The organism is Oryzifoliimicrobium ureilyticum (genome assembly GCF_037199735.1).
Classification (GTDB): Bacteria; Pseudomonadota; Alphaproteobacteria; order Rhizobiales; family Rhizobiaceae; genus Rhizobium; species Rhizobium ureilyticus.
Map to the genome: position 1 here is coordinate 59,543 of NZ_JBBBVQ010000024.1, position 17,259 is coordinate 76,801.

Below are 17,259 nucleotides of genomic sequence, written 5' to 3' on the forward strand. Positions count from 1 at the left end.
GAGCAAACGGACCGTCTTCAACGGTCGACGAGCTCAAGCCGCCCACGTCCGGCAACTAGTCGCATGCCGAGGAGAAGAAGCGTTCCCGCATAGGCCGCTGCCCCCGTCACTGAGACAAAGCCAAGTTCGAGGACATGGTTCAGATGCCGATCGCTCAAGCCTTTTCGGAGGAAGTAAACCCAACAAGCCATGACAAGTGCCGATAGAGCAACCTTCCACAGATTGCGCAATTGTTTTGCGATACCAAGGTCGAGAAGCTTTCTGACCTCGGTGATATAGAAGCCGAACATCGCAAAAGAAAGAAGGACTCGAGCGAAGCTCACTCCGGTCACCGATCCAAGATAAAATCCGCTTGGAAGCAGGACAAGGCGCAAAACGAGATCTGTCAGATTGAGCTTGAAAATCACATTCGGCTTATCCAGCGCTAGGCTGACGGAGTAGAGCGTCTGGAAATACGGGATCGGTGCCACCGAAATTGCCAGAATGCTTAAAAGCGGTGCCGCATCTTTCCATTTTTCTCCCAGCAGGAGGTCCGTGACCAGATCTGCAGTCAAAGCTATGCCGATGCATGCCGGCACCGAAATCAGCATTGCAAATCGAACAGCTTTGAGAAAGGCCTGTTTTACACGAACCGGATCGTTATTGATTTGCGAGAATGCTGCCATGACAGGCTGGAGAGCCGGCCCGATTATGCTTTGTGTGGGAATGACCGCCACATCGTTGGCCACCGCGTATCGTCCCAGCGTCGCCTTGTCCGTCAGCGAACCCACGAAAAAGCGGTCGAATTGCCAGTTGAACGCCGAGATGATCTGCGCCGAGTTGAACCATCCGATGAAACTTGCGAAATCCCGTAGCCGTCCCAACGAAAGGGCGGGGCGATAGGGCGCAAGAACATAGGAAGCGATAGTCGCCGCTACGGAAGCAATAACGGAATTCGTCACAATTGCCCAATAGCCGCCACCACTGAGCACGACCATTACGGCAGCCGCGCTCGCACATATTTTTCCTGATAATTCCAAAATGAAGGTCTGCCGAAAGCCAAGCTGACGGGCAAATGTCACCATGGCCGGACTGACGAAACCCTTCGCCACAGGACCTATGCACAGAACGGCCACCAAAGGCAGCAGAAGAGGCTCATGGTTGAATACGGAAAACGGCCAGGCAGCTCCCAGGACAATGACGGCAATCAGCGCGCCGCGAATGAGGCCAAGCGTGAAACCAGTATCAAGATGGCTTTTGTCAATTTTCGGCAGCCGGACAAGCGCCTGGGTGACGGGTACTTCCAGCACGGTGTCGACTATCAGCACCAACGATGTTGCCAGGGCCGCCAGTCCGAAGTCAGCCGGTGACAGTATTCTGGCGAGGACGAGCAAGGTAAAGAAATCAATGACGCGTCCTACAAGACGCGAAAACACAAGCCAGCCCGCTCCCTGGACAGCCTTAAACGCCAGCATATTTTACTCCACACCTTCTATATGCAGGCTCTACACTGTGTGCAGGCCCTATAACCCCCCCGATTTCCAAACTCCCCCTGACGGCAATCGCCGTCACACTAAGGTCTATCATTTCTGCAGACGAACAGAGATGCTACGTACGATATGAGCAAGCTCCAAGGCTGGAAGCAGTGCTGTCTTCAAACGTGGAAAGTCCTGTGCGATTGCACCCTCGCGCCAAAGGTGGGTCTTGATGGAACTGAGCCGACGGATGGTGTTCGTACCGCTGGTCGTGTTCACCACGTTAATGCTTTCCGACCGGCCGAAATCGACGGACCGAGGCCCAACACCCAGCATTTTCCTGTCGCTGTCACTGGGATTGGTGATTGCCTGTTTCAATCGCGCCCAAGCTGGCGCCGCCTCCCGTAAGATTTGCGCGCCGCTAGCCACGTTCTCAATATAATCCAGAACTCCCGACAAGAGCATGTTGCCTTTTACCGCATCGATCTTGCCATAGGCGATGTCCCCGCAATTCGCAGTGACCGTGCCTTCTTCTGTCAGCCTCAAGAGGCGCACAGAAGGAATTTCCGGTTCAAAAAGGCTTTCGATGATATGCCAATAGCGCAGTACGACCGTTTCGATCTTCAATGGGTTGTAAAAATTGTCTTCGACCAAAAGCCCTGTCAATTCGGCAAAGTGGTCCTCGTTGAAGCCTTTATAGTTGCAACGTGCAAACTGAACGGTTTCAAAGGATTTATCGGTCAGACTTGCAGCAAGAAGGCGCTGCGTGCTGCCGTATAATCCGGTATCGCATAAAATAACCCGCCGCTCGTTTCCGCAAATTGCATTTAGATGTTTGCGGAACAGCCTGTTCTGTTGCGCGATATCTTCAACGATCTGCGCGGCGAAGGGTGTATCCAGCATACAGAAGAATTGCTCGGATCTGAACGGCTCCCGCCAAGCTGCTGGAAAGTCGTAATTGCCTCCGCCAAGCGCAGTCGCGACGTCGGCAAAGCTTGCTCTGCCAAATTCGCGGCTGAGTTCTTCCAAAACAGTCGGGCTGCGCGCTTCTAGGGCCATGCGCGCCGCGACCAAACGTGAAATGAGAATATTTTCCCGGCGCAATGAAAGCGGCAGCTGAAGGCGGCTGATCAGTTTCTCGAATGCCTCCCTGATGCCGATCCCACCTCGTGCACAAAAGGCGAGCGTTCCGCCCTGGGCCTCGACCTCTTGCGCATAAAGCCAGATATGCAGGCAAAATTGCGCAACTATAGGGCCAAATACGTCTCTTCCGAATGAAAAGCTATTGGCTGTCGAGGACTGGTCAAGCCTGATGCGGTCGGTGGCCTTGCGCAGGCTTCTCGCCGTTTCCGCGCGTGCTCCGTCGGCACGCGTGAGATAATGGCGTATTCGATTTTTCGGGAGGTGGACGGTTTGCAGCCCCATACTGTGCGGCACATTGTGATCTGCAAGCCTGTCGTCGCCGATGTGTAGAACACGTGATGCTGGGATCTTTTCCTCTGTCAGAAGATGAGAAAAGAGATTTCCTGAGCGCTTGCTCGCGCCGATTTCAGCGCTGGAGTAAACCTTGTCAATAAGGCCGGGTCCGTGAAAGTAGTTCAAGAGTTCAGTCAAGCGGTCCGTCGGCAACGCGGTGTCGGACACGGCAACGACACGCAGGCCCTGGTGACGGTGCTCGCGCAGAGCCATCGCTAAGTCGCCGTTTGCAAACAACGACTCTTTTTCGATTGCGATCTCTATGTCGAGCCGCTTGACAACGAAACACTGCGGCAGCCCAAGAAAAGCGAGTTGCCGAGCAATGATATCGGACAGTTTGACTTCTCCGATCCCGCCGCCGACGTTGAGGGCGCGGTAGGCAAGACGTTCCGCCAATATGCGAACGCGCAGCAGTTCCTCGGCATCAATCCGAAAACCTTCTGCTTTGAGAAGAGCCGCGAACCGCCTCTCACCTTCTATCACACGCGAGCGTTGCGCTCGCGGACGCCGCAAAAGCAATGTGTCGAAGACGTCGCTGGAGATCAATCCGACGCCGTTCAGGGGAGCGTTCAGCACATTAAGGTTCCGCCGCAGCACAAAATACCCTTTCGCCGACGATCCTTCTAATTCCGTTGCTGGACTTTTACAAATATTCACAGCGCGCGCTTAGAAGCCAATTTGGTATGTAACAGAGAGAAATATTCCCTCGCAAGTCGAATTTAGAAAGTTATTATGACAATAAGCTGAAGTTGTCTTGCTATATTAATTTCAATGGGTGTGGATACATAGTTTTTTCTTAAACCATCTGCTTTTCGTGCTAATAGATCATAAAGTTGTGATGCAACGCCAGGAATGCAGAGGGGGCATAGCTATATGGACGGAACAGACCGGCAGCCTGCATTTTCATCAACTCCGCAACGCTTCGATGCAATTGTGGTCGGAGCAGGTATCTCTGGATTGGTTGCAGCATCAATGCTGGCGGCCAAGGGAGAAAAGACCCTTGTGGTCGACGATTATGCTCAGGTTGGCGGTAACCATCTCGATTGGACCTCGCCCGAAGGCTATACCTTCGACGTCGGCAGCTTGATCTTCCAGGATGATTCCCCGCTGCTGCGTCACTTCCCCGAAATTCTGGACCATTACGTGCCGATCGATCCCAGTTGGGGCCGTCTCAATCCGCAAAAAAAGATAACGACCTATCCGATTTCGGTTCGCGACGATATTCTTGCCGCCGGCCCGCTTGGCCTCCTGCGGATCGGGGCGTCCGTTCTTTATGCGCGGCTTTTCCGACGCAGAATGGACAATGCGCGGGATTTCGCCCGCTATTGGATCGGTGCTCATCTGCTTTGGCGGTCGGGCCTTGAAACCTACATGTGTCGCTTTTACGGCATCGTTCCTGAGGCAATCGATATCGACCTTGCGCGCAAACGGATGCTTTGGATCAGCGAGCATGCATCAATCGGCAACCTTCTAAAGAAGCTTTTTAAACCCGCGTCGGTTGCTGGACCGGCCAATCGGCAGATGGCAAGACCAAAGGAAGGTTTTGCAAAGCTGTACGACGTGGCTGTGCGAAGGCTGGTGAACGATGGCGTTGCTTTTCAATTGTCGGCTGGACTACGGCGGATAGAAAAAACGGCGTCTGGGTTTCATGTGATTACCGACAGTGGAGAATTCTCGGCCAAGCGAATTGTTTCGACAGTTCCAATTCCCGCGATGGAGAGACTTTGCCAGCTCCCATCACAATCCCCACTCGAGACGATCACTCTGATCAGCCTTTACTTCAGCTTTCGAGGAGATCGAGGCTTTCCACAGTCCATTATCTATAACTTCTCGCACGATGGGGCATGGAAACGGCTCACTGTCTATTCGGACTTCTATGGCGCCATCAACGAACGTGAATATTTCGCTGTCGAAGTTATTGCGGGCCAGGTTAACACGGTCGAAGAGGCCGAGGATGATTTCCGCCGACATGTAGAGCGGAATGGGCTCTTCAAGGGAGCGCTCAATCTGGAAGGTAGCCAGATCCTCGAGAATGCCTATCCGATCTACAGTAAAGGTGCGGCACAGCGAGCCGATGAGGCTATAAAAAGACTAAGAGCGTTTGGTATCGAGTCGATGGGTAGGCAGGGTGCCTTCAACTACCAGCCAACCGCACGTGTCTCGACAATCGACGTAGAAATGGCTCTGGCAGATCTTTCTGTGCAAGACGCCCCACCATTAAAATCGGAAATGACCGCCGCGTTGAGCGGGTGATGAAAGGTTCGTTATGCGTATTCTTCATGTACTGAATCACACGCAGCGCCTGAATGGACATGTGCATGCCGCTGTCGATCTTGCCTGCGCTCAGGCTGCGCAGGGACATGAGGTTTTTGTCGCTAGCGGCGGTGGTGACTTCGACGGATTGTTGCACGAAAAAGGCATAAAGACCTTCACCGTCGACCATAACCGGAAGGTCCTCAATCTCCTAAAGGCTGAGGTTCGGCTTCTTCAGGCCCTGCGTAAATCTCGCGCCGAGGTCGTCCATGCCCATATGATGACAAGTGCCGTTTTGGCATTTCCAATCAGTAAGCTGATCGGCGTTCCGCTCATCACGACAGTCCATAATGAATTTGAAAAGAGCGCAACACTTATGGGGCTCGGCAAGCGCGTGATTGCAGTCAGCGATGTCGTCGCCGCGTCGATGCGAAGAAGAGGGGTTGCAGCCTCGAAGCTAGCGGTCGTCCTCAATGGGACGATCGGTTCTGCTCGATCAGAAGGGCGCAGTGAAGTCCCGGCCGCATTGCACAAACCGAGCATCGTTTTTGTTGGTGGGCTTCATCCTCGCAAGGGGTTGCCGGACCTGCTGCAGGCAGTCGATATTCTTTACCAGTCGAGCCCCAACTTCCATCTTTACATCGTCGGTGACGGCCCATTCCGCCAAGACTACGAGCTGATGGCCTCCCAACTCAAATGCGCTCCGGCCGTGACCTTTATAGGACCTGCCAAGGATCCATATCCCTATATGCTTGGGGCGGACATTTTTGTGTTGCCCTCGCACGCCGATCCTGCCCCCCTCGTTCTCTCGGAAGCGCGTGAGGCAGCGTGTGCCGTTGTTGGCACAAAAGTCGACGGTATTCCTCAGCTGCTTGAGCAGGGTGAAGCCGGTATTCTCGTGCCTCCCAAGGATCCCAATGCTTTAGCGCAAACCCTCCAACAACTTATCGAAACGCCGGATCAGATCGAGCTTTGGAAACAGCGTAGTCAATACCGTATCGATTACCTGACCATAGATCGTGTGGCACGAGATACGATGCAGGTTTATCTCTCTGCCTTGTCGAGACAGACTGCAGCCACCACGGCAAATCGGGATCAACCGAACACCACAGGCTGAAACGTGGCGAACCGGCGCAGCAATAAATACAGGTTGCCTCTAAAATTCATCGCGATCGCGAAGCGCCTTATCCGCTCGTCTTGAGATCGTCATTGACCAAGATCATGGCAGCTCTTGCGCCATCAGGTAACTTTCCATCACCAATCACACAGATGGAAGGGGATTGCCCGTGGCTTTCAAAACTGTACTTGCGACCATCGGAGCGACACATGCGCAGCAGGATATCGATCGCGCCATTGCAATCGCGATTGAACTCGATGCTCATTTGTCGTTTCTCGTCCTGGGATCGGCTGTTCCTCCCTTCAATGCCGATTATCCGTTCACAGCGGTGTGGATCGATGATCGACAGGAGAAAACCGCAGCCTTGCTGTCCGTCCAGGAAAAGGCGGCGCAGGCATGCCGAACAAACGGTATTTCGTTCGACATCTCACATCGTTGCGAGGACCGTTTCGTCATCGAGCATGATATTGCGCTTCGCGCCATGTATGTCGACGTGGTTCTGATGGGGATTGGCGTGCGCAAGGATATCGACCTTCGCGAGGCGGTGATTTCTGCTGCGGTGTTCGATACGCGAACACCTCTCATCATTTTACCAGAAGGCAGCAATGCCAATTTGCGGCCCAAAAACGTCTGCGTTGCATGGAACTCGCGTGTGGAAGCTGTAAGCGCCGTGAGGGCTTCAATGGATCTTCTTAAAGATGCGGACGAAGTTCATCTAACCTTGGTCGATCCAAACTTTGCCCATTATGGAAACGGCGGCGAACCGGGTGCCGATATTGCAGCCTTTCTATCGCGCCATGGCGTTGATGTGGTCATCGAGCAGGTTGCGAGCGGCGGGCGTCCAACAGAAGATGTGCTCCGTCAACATGTGACGGAGATTGGATGCGATATGATCGTGATGGGCAGCTACGGCCATTCGCGGTTACGAGAGCGGATCTTTGGAGGCGTCACGGCTGCAATTTTGGAGGATTGCCCGGTGCCGGTCCTAATGGCACGATAGATTTGCCGTTTGTGTAAGGCATGGCTCTCCGCCGAGTGCACAATTTGTCAGGTGGAACCCAGCACCTGAAAAAGGCGTCCGAGAACGACTGTCACGGCGTTTTTTGCAATCGCGAAAATTCACCATCGCGCCATTGAAGCCATCGCTGCCTTAAAGTGCTTTTTGGGACTCCGATGGGCTCTTCCAGAACCGTGAGATCAAGGATGCGTTCACACCTGAAATGGCGAAAGGCCTCGCGCAGTTCACACCAGGCAATAAGCAGGGAATGCCCTTCGGCATAGCCTAGAATTACCGGCCAGACGGCGCGTTGCGTGACAGCGCCGTCCGCCGCACGATAATCGATCGCCAGCTTTTGCCCGTCGCGGATTGCGCGCCGGATCGGGCGTGTGTCGAAGGCAGATGGCTCTAAGGGATCTTCAGGCTTCAGGCTGACGGCCGGTATTGCAATAAAAGGCAGATAGCTGCTTGGCATCGTCGCACTGATCTTTGCAATGACATCCTTGGCCGCATTCGTGATGGCTGGATCACGCAGCCTTGCCACCATTTGCGCCCCAAGCAGAACCGCTTCAATTTCTTCTGGGGTAAGCATCAGCGGCGGCATGTTGTATGTTTGATCGAGAACGTACCCCAACCCCGCTTCCCCTGAGATGGGAACTCGCTGGGCAATCAAATGCGCGATATCGCGGTAGACCGTGCGCCGCGCCACTTCAAGCTCATCGGCCAATTGTGACGAGGTAACTGGACGGCTTGATCGTCTCAGGATTTGGATGATCTGAAAAAGACGCTCGGCTTTTCGCACAGCTGCTGACTCCTGCTGCCACCACGCTGTCAGCATGACTGTGTCATCAAAGCAGTCAACCGAAACAATCCATGGAGAGAACTTGATGAAATTTGCTTCAACGCGCCTTGTTGCGGCCGATATCCAGCCGATGGTTGCCTTTTACGAGCTGCTGACAGGTTATACAGCGGATTGGCTTGCGCCCGTCTTTGCCGAGATCGTTATGCCTGGCGCGGTCCTGGCAATCGGCAGCGCGGAAACGGTCAGTCTCTTCAAGGAGGGCAGTGCCGAACCATGCGCCAACAAAACCGCCATCCTCGAGTTTATGGTGGTGGATGTCGATGCTGAGTTCGCCCGTTTGAAAGACCGTATCGAAGTCGTGCATGAGCCTAAGGATTTGCCTTGGGGTAATCGCACGGTTCAGTTTTCCGACCCTGAAGGAACCCGTGTTTCCCTTTATACGCCCGTCTCGGATGCTGCGAGGCTGCGCTTTAGCGGCCGATGATCACTGCGTGCCAAGCCGCCCTGCGGTCTAGAAGGTTGGCGGAGTATTGACCCAGATCAGGATGGTCTCGCCATCGGCAGCATTTCTCCATGAGTGGGACCTGCTGCTTTGAAAATAGAAGCTGTCGCCGGTTTGAAGCTCGAAAAACTGGTCGTCATCGAGAACGATCTCCAATTTCCCGGAGAGAACGTGGAGAAACTCTTCCCCGGCATGCTGATATGCGCCCTCGCTGGAGGCGCCGGGGGCAAGTTGAAACCGATGGCATTCCATTTGCGGATTTCCCTGTGCAAGCACTTGGACCGTCACGCCCGAGGACGTCTGCGGCCAAGTCTTCCACTCCCCCTGGCGAACCAGTGAGTGGGCTCCTGAGGGTTCTTCCCCGCTAAGTGTCGCGATCGTGGTGTCGAGACAAGAGGCTACAGAATGCAGGCCGACAAAGGAAAGTCCGACCGAGGTTCGCTCGAAGGTCGACAGGACGGAGATGGGAAGGCCGGTGGCTTGTGCGACTGCTTCTAGCGTTTTGTCTTGCTTTTGCCTCAGCCGCCGAATTTTCGTGCCGATGGGAATACCCTCAGCCTGATCGTTCCCGTCTTCTTCTGAAGCGTCGGACCTTTCGGCAGAGCTTTCGGAAAGAATCTCGCGAATGGCAGCCGGGTTCAGTCCCCGTTCACTTCGCAACCAGGCAATCCTTTGCAGGCGCGCGATCAACGCATGGTCGAAAAGTCTCTGTCCAGACCCACTGCGCAATGGCTCAAACAGTCCCTGCGCCTCCCAAAGACGCAGCGTGGAAGCAGAAACGCCAGCCATCCTTGCTGCCTCCGCGATCTTAAAGCTGGTTTCGCCCATTCACCTTATCCGGTTCGCATCCGCTTTTTGATAGCGATGAAAAAGGAGATTGCAACTCTACAGAAAAAATATAGAGTTTTTGCGTGGGTGTGAAAATATCCGTTACCTGTCGAGTGAGGGGAAAAATCATGTTGAACGTAGATTTGTCTGAGCGTCGTTCTGACGCCATATCGCGCGGTGTTGGCGTCACGACACAGGTCTATGCTGAGCGCGCGGAAAACGCCGAAATTTGGGATGTCGAAGGCAGACGCTATATTGATTTTGCGGCTGGCATAGCCGTCGTGAATACCGGCCACAGGCATCCTAAGGTCATTGCGGCGGTAAAAGACCAGATCGATCATTTCACCCACACCTGCCACCAGGTCGTCCCTTACGAAAATTATGTCCGGCTGGCAGAGCGCCTGAATTCGGCAGTTCCCGGCGATTTCAAAAAGAAGACGATCTTCGTCACGACAGGCGCGGAAGCTGTCGAAAACGCGATCAAGATAGCCCGCGCCGCCACGAACCGCTCGGCCGTAATCGCTTTTACCGGTGGATTTCATGGGCGGACCTTCATGGGGATGACGCTGACCGGTAAAGTCGTCCCGTACAAGACCGGCTTCGGCGCCATGATGCCGGATGTCTTCCATGTGCCTTTCCCGGTGGAGCTTCACGGACAAACGGCGGAACATTCCCTTTCTGTTCTCGATAAGCTCTTCAAGGCGGATGTCGATCCTCAAAGAGTTGCAGCCCTCATCGTTGAACCCGTCCAAGGCGAGGGCGGCTTTTACGAGGTGCCGCGCACATTCATGCAAAAGCTTCGTGAGATTGCCGATCAACATGGAATATTGTTGATCGCCGATGAGGTGCAGACAGGCTTCGCGCGCACAGGAAAATTGTTCGCAATGGAGCATTACGGCGTTAATGCGGATATCGTGACCATGGCGAAAGGGCTCGGCGGTGGGTTCCCGATTGCTGCCGTCACTGGCCGCGCGGAGATTATGGATGCGCCGGGGCCTGGCGGGTTGGGCGGGACTTATGGCGGCAATCCCATCGGCATTGCCGCGGGCAATGCCGTTCTCGATATCATCGAAGAGGAGGGGCTGAACGAACGCGCTTGCCTGCTCGGCAATCGCCTCAAGCAGCGTTTGCAATCTCTCGTGTCCTCGGTGCCGCAAATTGCCGATATTCGTGGGCCTGGATTCATGAATGCGGTTGAATTAAACCTCCCGGGCACAAACTTACCCAATGCGGAGTTTACGAACAAAGTTCGCGAAAGGGCTCTTGCAAAGGGTCTCATCCTTCTCACCTGCGGCATCTATGGAAACGTCATTCGTTTTCTGTCGCCGATCACCATTCAGGATGATGTTTTTGCAGAGGCTCTCGACATTCTGGAGAACACATTGCGCGAATGCGCAGCGGAGGCATGACCGATGATTTCCAATAATCTTTTATCACGACTGAAAGAGACCTCCCTTGTGACGGACAAGGCCCTCATTGGCGGTGAATGGGTGGCTGCCGCCGATGGTCAGAAAACCTTTGATGTAACCAATCCTTCCACGGGCGAAGTCATTGCGACGTTGCCGGACATGGGCCGTTCTGAAACGGCGCGTGCGGTCGATGCGGCTTACAAGGCCCAAAAGCTCTGGGCGAAGAAGACGGGCAAGGAACGTGCCGCTGTTTTGCGCAAGCTCTACGATCTTATGACAGCGCATGCCGACGATCTGGCAACGATCCTCACGATGGAGATGGGCAAACCTTTAGCGGAGGCGAAAGGGGAAATTCTGTATGGCGCATCCTATGTCGAGTGGTTCGGCGAGGAGGCAAAACGCGTTTATGGCGACACGATCCCCGGCCATCAGCAGGACAAGCGGATCCTCGTGATCAAGCAACCTGTCGGGGTCGTTGCAGCCATCACGCCTTGGAATTTTCCGAACGCTATGCTGGCGCGCAAGTTCGCGCCGGCTGTCGCTGCAGGCTGTGCAATGATCTCCAAGCCCGCTGCCGAAACTCCGCTGTCTGCCTTGGCGCTTGCGATTCTAGCGGAGCGAGCCGGCTTGCCCGCCGGCGTCTTCAATGTCGTTCTTTCCACGGATTCCTCATCCGTCGGCAAGGAGTTCACGGAGAATGACAAGGTCAGAAAACTGACCTTCACAGGTTCCACGAATGTCGGCAAAATCCTGATGCGCCAAGGCGCAGACCAGATCATGAAACTCGGTCTCGAGCTCGGTGGCAACGCTCCCTTCATTGTATTTGATGATGCGGATCTGGATGCGGCGGTCGAAGGCGCTATGGTGTCAAAGTATCGCAACAACGGACAAACCTGTGTCTGCGCCAATCGCCTATATGTGCAGTCCGGTATTTATGATTCCTTCACCAAAAGACTGGCGGAGAAGGTTAGCGCCATCAAGGTCGGAGACGGTTTCGAACCGGGCGTTTCCGCCGGTCCGCTGATCACGCAGAAAGCGGTCGACAAAGTCGAGGAACATATCGCTGATGCAGTAGGCAAGGGCGCCAAGATCGCAACAGGCGGAAAGGCCGACAGTCGTGGTGGCCTGTTTTTCCAGCCGACGATCATTACGGATGTGACATCCGAGATGAAGGTCGCGCGGGAAGAGACCTTTGGACCCGTTGCGCCGTTATTTAAATTCGACACCGAGGAAGAGGTGATCGAAATGGCTAACAATACCGAGTTCGGTTTGGCGTCCTATTTTTATTCGAGGGATATCTCGAAAATCTTCCGGGTTGCCGAGGCTCTCGAATACGGCATGGTTGGCATCAACACGGGGCTTATTTCGACCGAAGTCGCACCCTTCGGAGGGATCAAACAGTCCGGACAGGGACGCGAAGGATCGAAGTATGGCATCGACGATTATGTCGAGATCAAATATCTCTGCCTGAGCATTTGAGCGCCACGTCTTGGCTTTGCTGGCCGGCTGCATGTCTAAGATGCAGTCTGGTCGCAAAGGCATCCCTTTGAAACCGAGCGCCGAGGCCGCTGCTGATTGCGTTCGGCACTCCTACCGGGTAATCCTTGTCGACAGGATGATTGACGACAAGGTTCGCTCGACGCCGTCGATGCTTCCGATCTCATCAATCAACTGATCGAGCTCGGCAATAGATGGCGCTGCGATCATGGCAATGAGATCAAACGAGCCACTGACAGAGTAAAGCGCCGTTACCGCCTGCAGCTTTTCAAGCGAGCCGCTCACCTTCGCCAGAGCCTTGGGTCCAATCGTGATCAGGATGTGCGCCCGGATCAGGCTCGCTTGATATGTCTCCGAAAGCCGAACGCCGTAGCCGGCGATCACACCTTCACGTTCCAAACGTTCAAGTCTCGCTTGAACCGTCGTGCGCGACAGGGACAGCTTCTTGGCCAGTGTCGCCACCGGTAGCCGAGCATTTGCTGCCAGCAGCGCCAATAGCTGATTGTCCTTTTCTGTAAGTTGCATTGTCATCTCCGCACTATGATGATCCACATCGTCATATTGCACAGAATATACCAGCGAAATGACCAATCGCTAGCTATGAATCAGCTATCCACGGCTGCAAGATCGTTCGGTATCAAACCGACGAAGCACTGAAGGGGACAATATGAAAGAAGTGGTTGTGATTGGCGCCGGGAAAATTGGTGGCGCGATTGCGTGGATGCTCATTGAGAGCGGTGATTATGAGGTTGTGGTGGCTGACCGGAGTGCGGAGCAGCTTGGCAAGCTTGATCGGCATCCGATGCTCTCCACCCTTGCCCTTGATATTACCGACAAGGGCGCTCTCGTATCTGCGCTGAAGGGTAAGTTTGCGGTACTCTCAGCTGCGCCATTCAATCTGACCGGTCTTATCGCCGAGGCAGCGCTCGTCGCGGGCGCACATTATCTTGATCTCACCGAAGATGTGGCGACGACGAAGAAAGTGGAGGATCTGTCCAAAGACGCACGAACTGCTTTCATTCCGCAATGTGGTTTGGCGCCCGGCTTTATCTCGATCGTCGCAAATGATCTCGCGAAGAACTTTGACAGCCTGGATAGCGTGCGCATGCGCGTCGGCGCTCTGCCTCAATATCCATCGAACGCGCTTAATTACAATCTCACCTGGAGCACGGACGGGCTCATCAACGAATATATCGAGCCCTGCGAGGCGATCGTCGAAGGCAAGCTCGTCACGGTTCCGGCCATGGAAGAGCGTGAGGAGTTTTCGCTCGATGGCGTGACCTATGAAGCGTTCAACACCTCGGGCGGCCTTGGTACCCTCGCCAAGACGCTGGAGGGACGGGTTCGCACGATGAACTATCGGACCATCCGCTATCCTGGCCACCAGACAATCATCAAGGCGCTCCTCCACGATCTTAACTTGAAAAACCGCCGTGATGTCCTGAAGGACCTTTTCGAACATGCTTTGCCGGCAACGATCCAGGATGTCGTGGTGATCTTCGTTACGGTCTGTGGATGGAAAGACGGCCGTTACCTACAGGAAACTTATGCCAACAAGGTCTATTCTGGTGTCATCGCGGGTAAGAGAATGAGCGCGATCCAGATCACGACTGCTGCCGGCATTACAACCGTGCTTGATCTTCTTGCGCAGGGAAAGCTGCCATCGCAGGGCTTCGTCAGACAGGAAGAAATCGCTCTCGGCGACCTTCTCGCCAATAGGTTTGGGCGTGTCTATGATCCAGTGGCAGCCCGTATGAAAGAAGCTGTCTGACAGGTTTTGGTTGATGTTTCGCTCAACGGATCGTTTGGGCGAAACAAGCAAGTATATGGTCTTTGCTGCAAAAGAAACGCCCGGCGCGAAGCACCGGGCGTTTTCCGTAGGCAACGTGTTGCTATTCGATATCGAACGAAACGCCTTGCGCAAGCGGCAGAGATTTTGAGTAGTTCACCGTGTTGGTTGCCCGTCGCATATAGGCTTTCCACGCATCTGAACCAGACTCCCGGCCGCCTCCAGTTTCCTTCTCGCCGCCAAAAGCGCCGCCAATTTCAGCGCCCGACGTCCCGATATTGACGTTGGCAATTCCGCAATCGGAGCCATCCGCAGCCATGAACCGCTCTGCTTCGCGCATATCCAACGTGAAGATGGAGGACGACAATCCCGCACCGACGGCGTTGTGTTCGGCGATCACACTCTCGAAATTGCTGTACTTCATCACGTAAAGGATGGGCGCAAACGTTTCTTCCAATACAGGACCTTCCTGACGCGGCATCTCGACCAAAGCAGGTTTGGCGTAATAGGCATCCCCAAGACCGAGATCCACACGGTTGCCGCCGGTGATGGAGCCGCCATGCGCCTTCGCCTCTGAGAGAGCCTTTTGCATGTTGTCGAAGGCCGATTTGTCGATCAACGGGCCGACCAATGCAGCGCCTTCCAGCGGATTGCCGACGGAAACGCTTTCATAGGCCTTCTTCAGACGAGGAACCAATTGATCATAAACGCTCTCATGCACGAAGAGACGCCGCAGTGTCGTGCAGCGCTGACCGGCTGTTCCCATGGCCCCGAAGGCGATAGCGCGCAGCGCCATGTCGAGGTCTGCAGAGGGGCAAACGATGCCGGCATTATTGCCACCGAGTTCCAGAATGGCGCGTGCAAACCGCTTTGCAAGACGGGGCCCCACCTCGCGTCCCATGCGCGTTGAGCCTGTAGCCGACACCAGCGGCACCTTTGGATGATCGACGAGCGCTTCGCCGATTGTCCGGTCGCCGATCAGCACCTGGGAAAGACCTGCGGGCGCATCGCCAAATCGCTTTACAGCGCGCTCGAGAATAGCCTGGCAGGCCAGCGCCGTCAGCGGCGTCTTTTCCGATGGCTTCCAGACGACAGAATTCCCGCAGACGAGCGCAAGAGCTGCGTTCCATGACCAGACCGCGACCGGGAAGTTGAAGGCGGAAATGATGCCGACAACGCCAAGCGGATGCCAGGTTTCCATCATCCGGTGACCGGGACGTTCCGTTGCGATCGTCAAGCCGTAAAGCTGACGCGACAATCCGACCGCGAAATCGCAGATGTCGATCATCTCCTGAACTTCGCCCAATCCTTCCGACGGTATCTTTCCAGCTTCGAGAGAGACGAGGCGACCGAGATCGGCCTTTGCACTCCGCAGTTCCTCTCCCAGTAAGCGAACCAGTTCGCCACGTTTGGGTGCTGGAACCAGCCGCCACTGGCGATAGGCCTCATCCGCATTATCAATCGCTGCCTTGGCCTCTTGCGCAGAAACGGTCTTGAGATCGCCCGTCTTCTGGCCGGTCACCGGCGAGAAAGCCGGCATGTCGCCACCGGTATAAAGTGTCTTGTTTACGCCCAGCCGGTCAAGAATGGCTGCGGCTTCATCTGCGACGTTCATCGGCTTCATCGTCATATTCACGTAAAACTCCGTAAGCTTGTTCCCGCTGCTGCTTTATTCTGCGGCGGCACGGTTCGAAAGAGCGTGAAGGCAAGCATCGAGCGATGCTTGCTCCATTCCTGCATAATGCTCGAATTCGTTGAGGACCTCAGCGCCCAGATCGGCCTCAAATCGCTGCTGGTTGGGGCTTGCAAGAAACTCTTGCTGAGCCCCATCGCCGAGGTTTGACTGAAAAATTCCGGCGGCGCTGACGGGAAGAAAGTCTTCATAGACAATCGGATCGAACTGGATCAGACCATCTGCAATGAGAGCGTCCACATCCTGTGAAGTAGAGCCGCGTTGTGCGCGCCCCTTTTCAGTCAGCGAATAGCTGAAATAGCCAAGGTCACCTTCGCGAATGCTCGCCCAATCATCTGGGAAGTCGGCAAAGCTTTCGACGAGGGCTGCTTCATAGGCGGCAGAGTTGGATCCATCCGCAGCCGGCCTGACCTTTCGGCGCGATCCTTCCAGCAATTGATCGTAAAGCGCTCTGCCTTTCGGCGTCAGAGCAATGCCGCGCTGTTCGATCTCACCGAAGCGCGCCGTGTGCGAGCCGGTTTGCCAGCCGCCTTCACCATCTTCAAAGGACACGGGTTCCTCCAACGCCTTGAACGATGTCTGACGAAGCAGGATCGGGCATTTGCGTGTTGGAGGTCCTTCAACCACGGCTTTAGGGGCAATCCCATAATCGGGCATCAATGCCTGGACCTTGTCGATATCGAGCGTGCGCGGCGTCAAATGATTGATATGTGGTCCCTTGAAAGAAACGACATCGGCAATCAGGCGATGGGCGTCGTGAAGGCGATGATACATGGCTGCATCGACATTGGCCTTGTCGTGCCAGCGGAAGGTTTCCAGAACCTCGGCCACAAAGCGATTGGCATCGTCCTGCGAAAGACCGCCTTCCTGTTCTGCCTTTGCCGTCAGCTCTAGGGCCTGCGGCGTGAAGATCTGCCGCTTGGACAGAACATGCGCAGCCTCTTCCCGCAGGCCAGCATCCGCAATCAGGTCAAGGCGAAGAAGCGAGGTGAAGACGCGGAACGGATTGCGCTTCAGCGCGGCCTCTCCTACAGGGCGGAAAGCCGTAGAATGTACGGGGACACCGGCTGTCGAAAGGTCGTAATATCCAACGGGATACATGCCCATGACTGCGAAGACTCGCCGCATCGTCGCCAATTCTTCAGCAGTTCCCAACCGGATCGCTCCGTGGCGTTCCTCGGAAATGCGCTCAAGGTTGTCAGTTGCTTCAAGGCGTTCCCGGAGGCTCTGGTCAGCGGCAAGAGCTTCCTTATTGACGCGAGCCACCAGTTCCATGAGCGTGCCGTAAGCGGGGACCTCATCGCGGTACATGGCGGACATGGCTGCCGAAAATGCACTGCGGATATCGCTCGTAGAGACATGTTCCAGCGTCATGGCATATCCTTTCTGATTGTGCGAGATTATGCTTGTTCGGAAGGATATACCCCAGTTTCATGCATGTC

At 54.9% G+C, this 17,259-nt stretch carries 14 protein-coding genes; 7 read left to right on the forward strand and 7 right to left on the reverse strand.

Features of this window, described 5'->3' with window-relative positions:
- Positions 1–17: 17 nt before the first annotated feature.
- Together VQ830_RS24455 and VQ830_RS24460 are read right to left on the reverse strand one after the other, a co-directional pair.
- A complete protein-coding gene (locus VQ830_RS24455; protein ID WP_337270779.1) occupies positions 18–1,454 on the reverse strand; it encodes a lipopolysaccharide biosynthesis protein in 1,437 nt (478 codons plus the stop codon).
- Positions 1,455–1,562: 108 nt separating this feature from the next.
- Complete coding sequence (locus tag VQ830_RS24460) at positions 1,563–3,506, reverse strand: hydrolase (protein ID WP_337270780.1); 1,944 nt, start codon at positions 3,504–3,506, stop codon at positions 1,563–1,565.
- Positions 3,507–3,803: 297 nt separating this feature from the next.
- Between VQ830_RS24460 and VQ830_RS24465 the strand changes: the two genes are divergently transcribed.
- The 3 genes from VQ830_RS24465 (at position 3,804) to VQ830_RS24475 (ending at position 7,300) form a co-directional block, all read left to right on the forward strand.
- On the forward strand, positions 3,804–5,183 hold the full coding sequence (locus VQ830_RS24465; RefSeq protein ID WP_337270781.1) for an FAD-dependent oxidoreductase: 1,380 nt from the start codon (positions 3,804–3,806) through the stop codon (positions 5,181–5,183).
- Between the two features lie 13 nt (positions 5,184–5,196).
- Positions 5,197–6,300 carry a glycosyltransferase family 4 protein gene (locus VQ830_RS24470; RefSeq protein ID WP_337270782.1) on the forward strand — a complete coding sequence of 368 codons (1,104 nt, stop codon included), beginning with the start codon at positions 5,197–5,199 and terminating at the stop codon, positions 6,298–6,300.
- Between the two features lie 169 nt (positions 6,301–6,469).
- Complete coding sequence (locus tag VQ830_RS24475; RefSeq protein WP_337270783.1) at positions 6,470–7,300, forward strand: universal stress protein; 831 nt, start codon at positions 6,470–6,472, stop codon at positions 7,298–7,300.
- Between the two features lie 91 nt (positions 7,301–7,391).
- Here the strand turns inward: VQ830_RS24475 and VQ830_RS24480 are convergent, their stop codons facing one another.
- Positions 7,392–8,099, reverse strand: a complete 708-nt coding sequence (locus VQ830_RS24480; RefSeq protein ID WP_337270805.1) for a helix-turn-helix transcriptional regulator — start codon at positions 8,097–8,099, stop codon at positions 7,392–7,394.
- Between the two features lie 85 nt (positions 8,100–8,184).
- Here VQ830_RS24480 and VQ830_RS24485 point away from each other — a divergent pair, with 85 nt between their 5' ends.
- The gene (locus VQ830_RS24485; protein ID WP_337270784.1) at positions 8,185–8,583 is read left to right on the forward strand and encodes a VOC family protein; all 399 of its coding nucleotides are present in this window, start codon (positions 8,185–8,187) and stop codon (positions 8,581–8,583) included.
- Positions 8,584–8,610: 27 nt separating this feature from the next.
- On the opposite strand, the gene VQ830_RS24490 is transcribed toward VQ830_RS24485, so the two are convergent.
- Entirely contained in the window at positions 8,611–9,429 is an 819-nt protein-coding gene (locus VQ830_RS24490; protein ID WP_337270785.1) for a MerR family transcriptional regulator, read from the reverse strand.
- Between the two features lie 128 nt (positions 9,430–9,557).
- Between VQ830_RS24490 and VQ830_RS24495 the strand changes: the two genes are divergently transcribed.
- Complete coding sequence (locus VQ830_RS24495; protein ID WP_337270786.1) at positions 9,558–10,838, forward strand: 4-aminobutyrate--2-oxoglutarate transaminase; 1,281 nt, start codon at positions 9,558–9,560, stop codon at positions 10,836–10,838.
- 3 nt (positions 10,839–10,841) lie between these two features.
- A complete protein-coding gene (locus VQ830_RS24500) occupies positions 10,842–12,317 on the forward strand; it encodes an NAD-dependent succinate-semialdehyde dehydrogenase (protein WP_337270787.1) in 1,476 nt (491 codons plus the stop codon).
- A 111-nt stretch (positions 12,318–12,428) separates the two neighbouring features.
- Here the strand turns inward: VQ830_RS24500 and VQ830_RS24505 are convergent, their stop codons facing one another.
- Positions 12,429–12,860: an Lrp/AsnC family transcriptional regulator gene (locus VQ830_RS24505; RefSeq protein ID WP_337270788.1), complete on the reverse strand. Its 432-nt coding sequence runs from the start codon at positions 12,858–12,860 to the stop codon at positions 12,429–12,431.
- A gap of 142 nt (positions 12,861–13,002) precedes the next feature.
- On the opposite strand from VQ830_RS24505, the gene VQ830_RS24510 reads away from it, so the two are divergent.
- Positions 13,003–14,106 (forward strand): saccharopine dehydrogenase family protein, encoded by a 1,104-nt coding sequence (locus tag VQ830_RS24510; RefSeq protein WP_337270789.1) that lies wholly within the window; start codon positions 13,003–13,005, stop codon positions 14,104–14,106.
- Between the two features lie 121 nt (positions 14,107–14,227).
- On the opposite strand, the gene amaB is transcribed toward VQ830_RS24510, so the two are convergent.
- Both amaB and hglS read right to left on the reverse strand, forming a co-directional pair.
- Positions 14,228–15,754 (reverse strand): L-piperidine-6-carboxylate dehydrogenase, encoded by a 1,527-nt coding sequence (gene amaB / locus VQ830_RS24515; protein WP_438618640.1) that lies wholly within the window; start codon positions 15,752–15,754, stop codon positions 14,228–14,230.
- 39 nt (positions 15,755–15,793) lie between these two features.
- Positions 15,794–17,191, reverse strand: coding sequence for a 2-oxoadipate dioxygenase/decarboxylase HglS (hglS, locus tag VQ830_RS24520; RefSeq protein ID WP_337270791.1), 1,398 nt, complete (start codon positions 17,189–17,191; stop codon positions 15,794–15,796).
- Between the last annotated feature and the right edge of the window lie 68 nt (positions 17,192–17,259).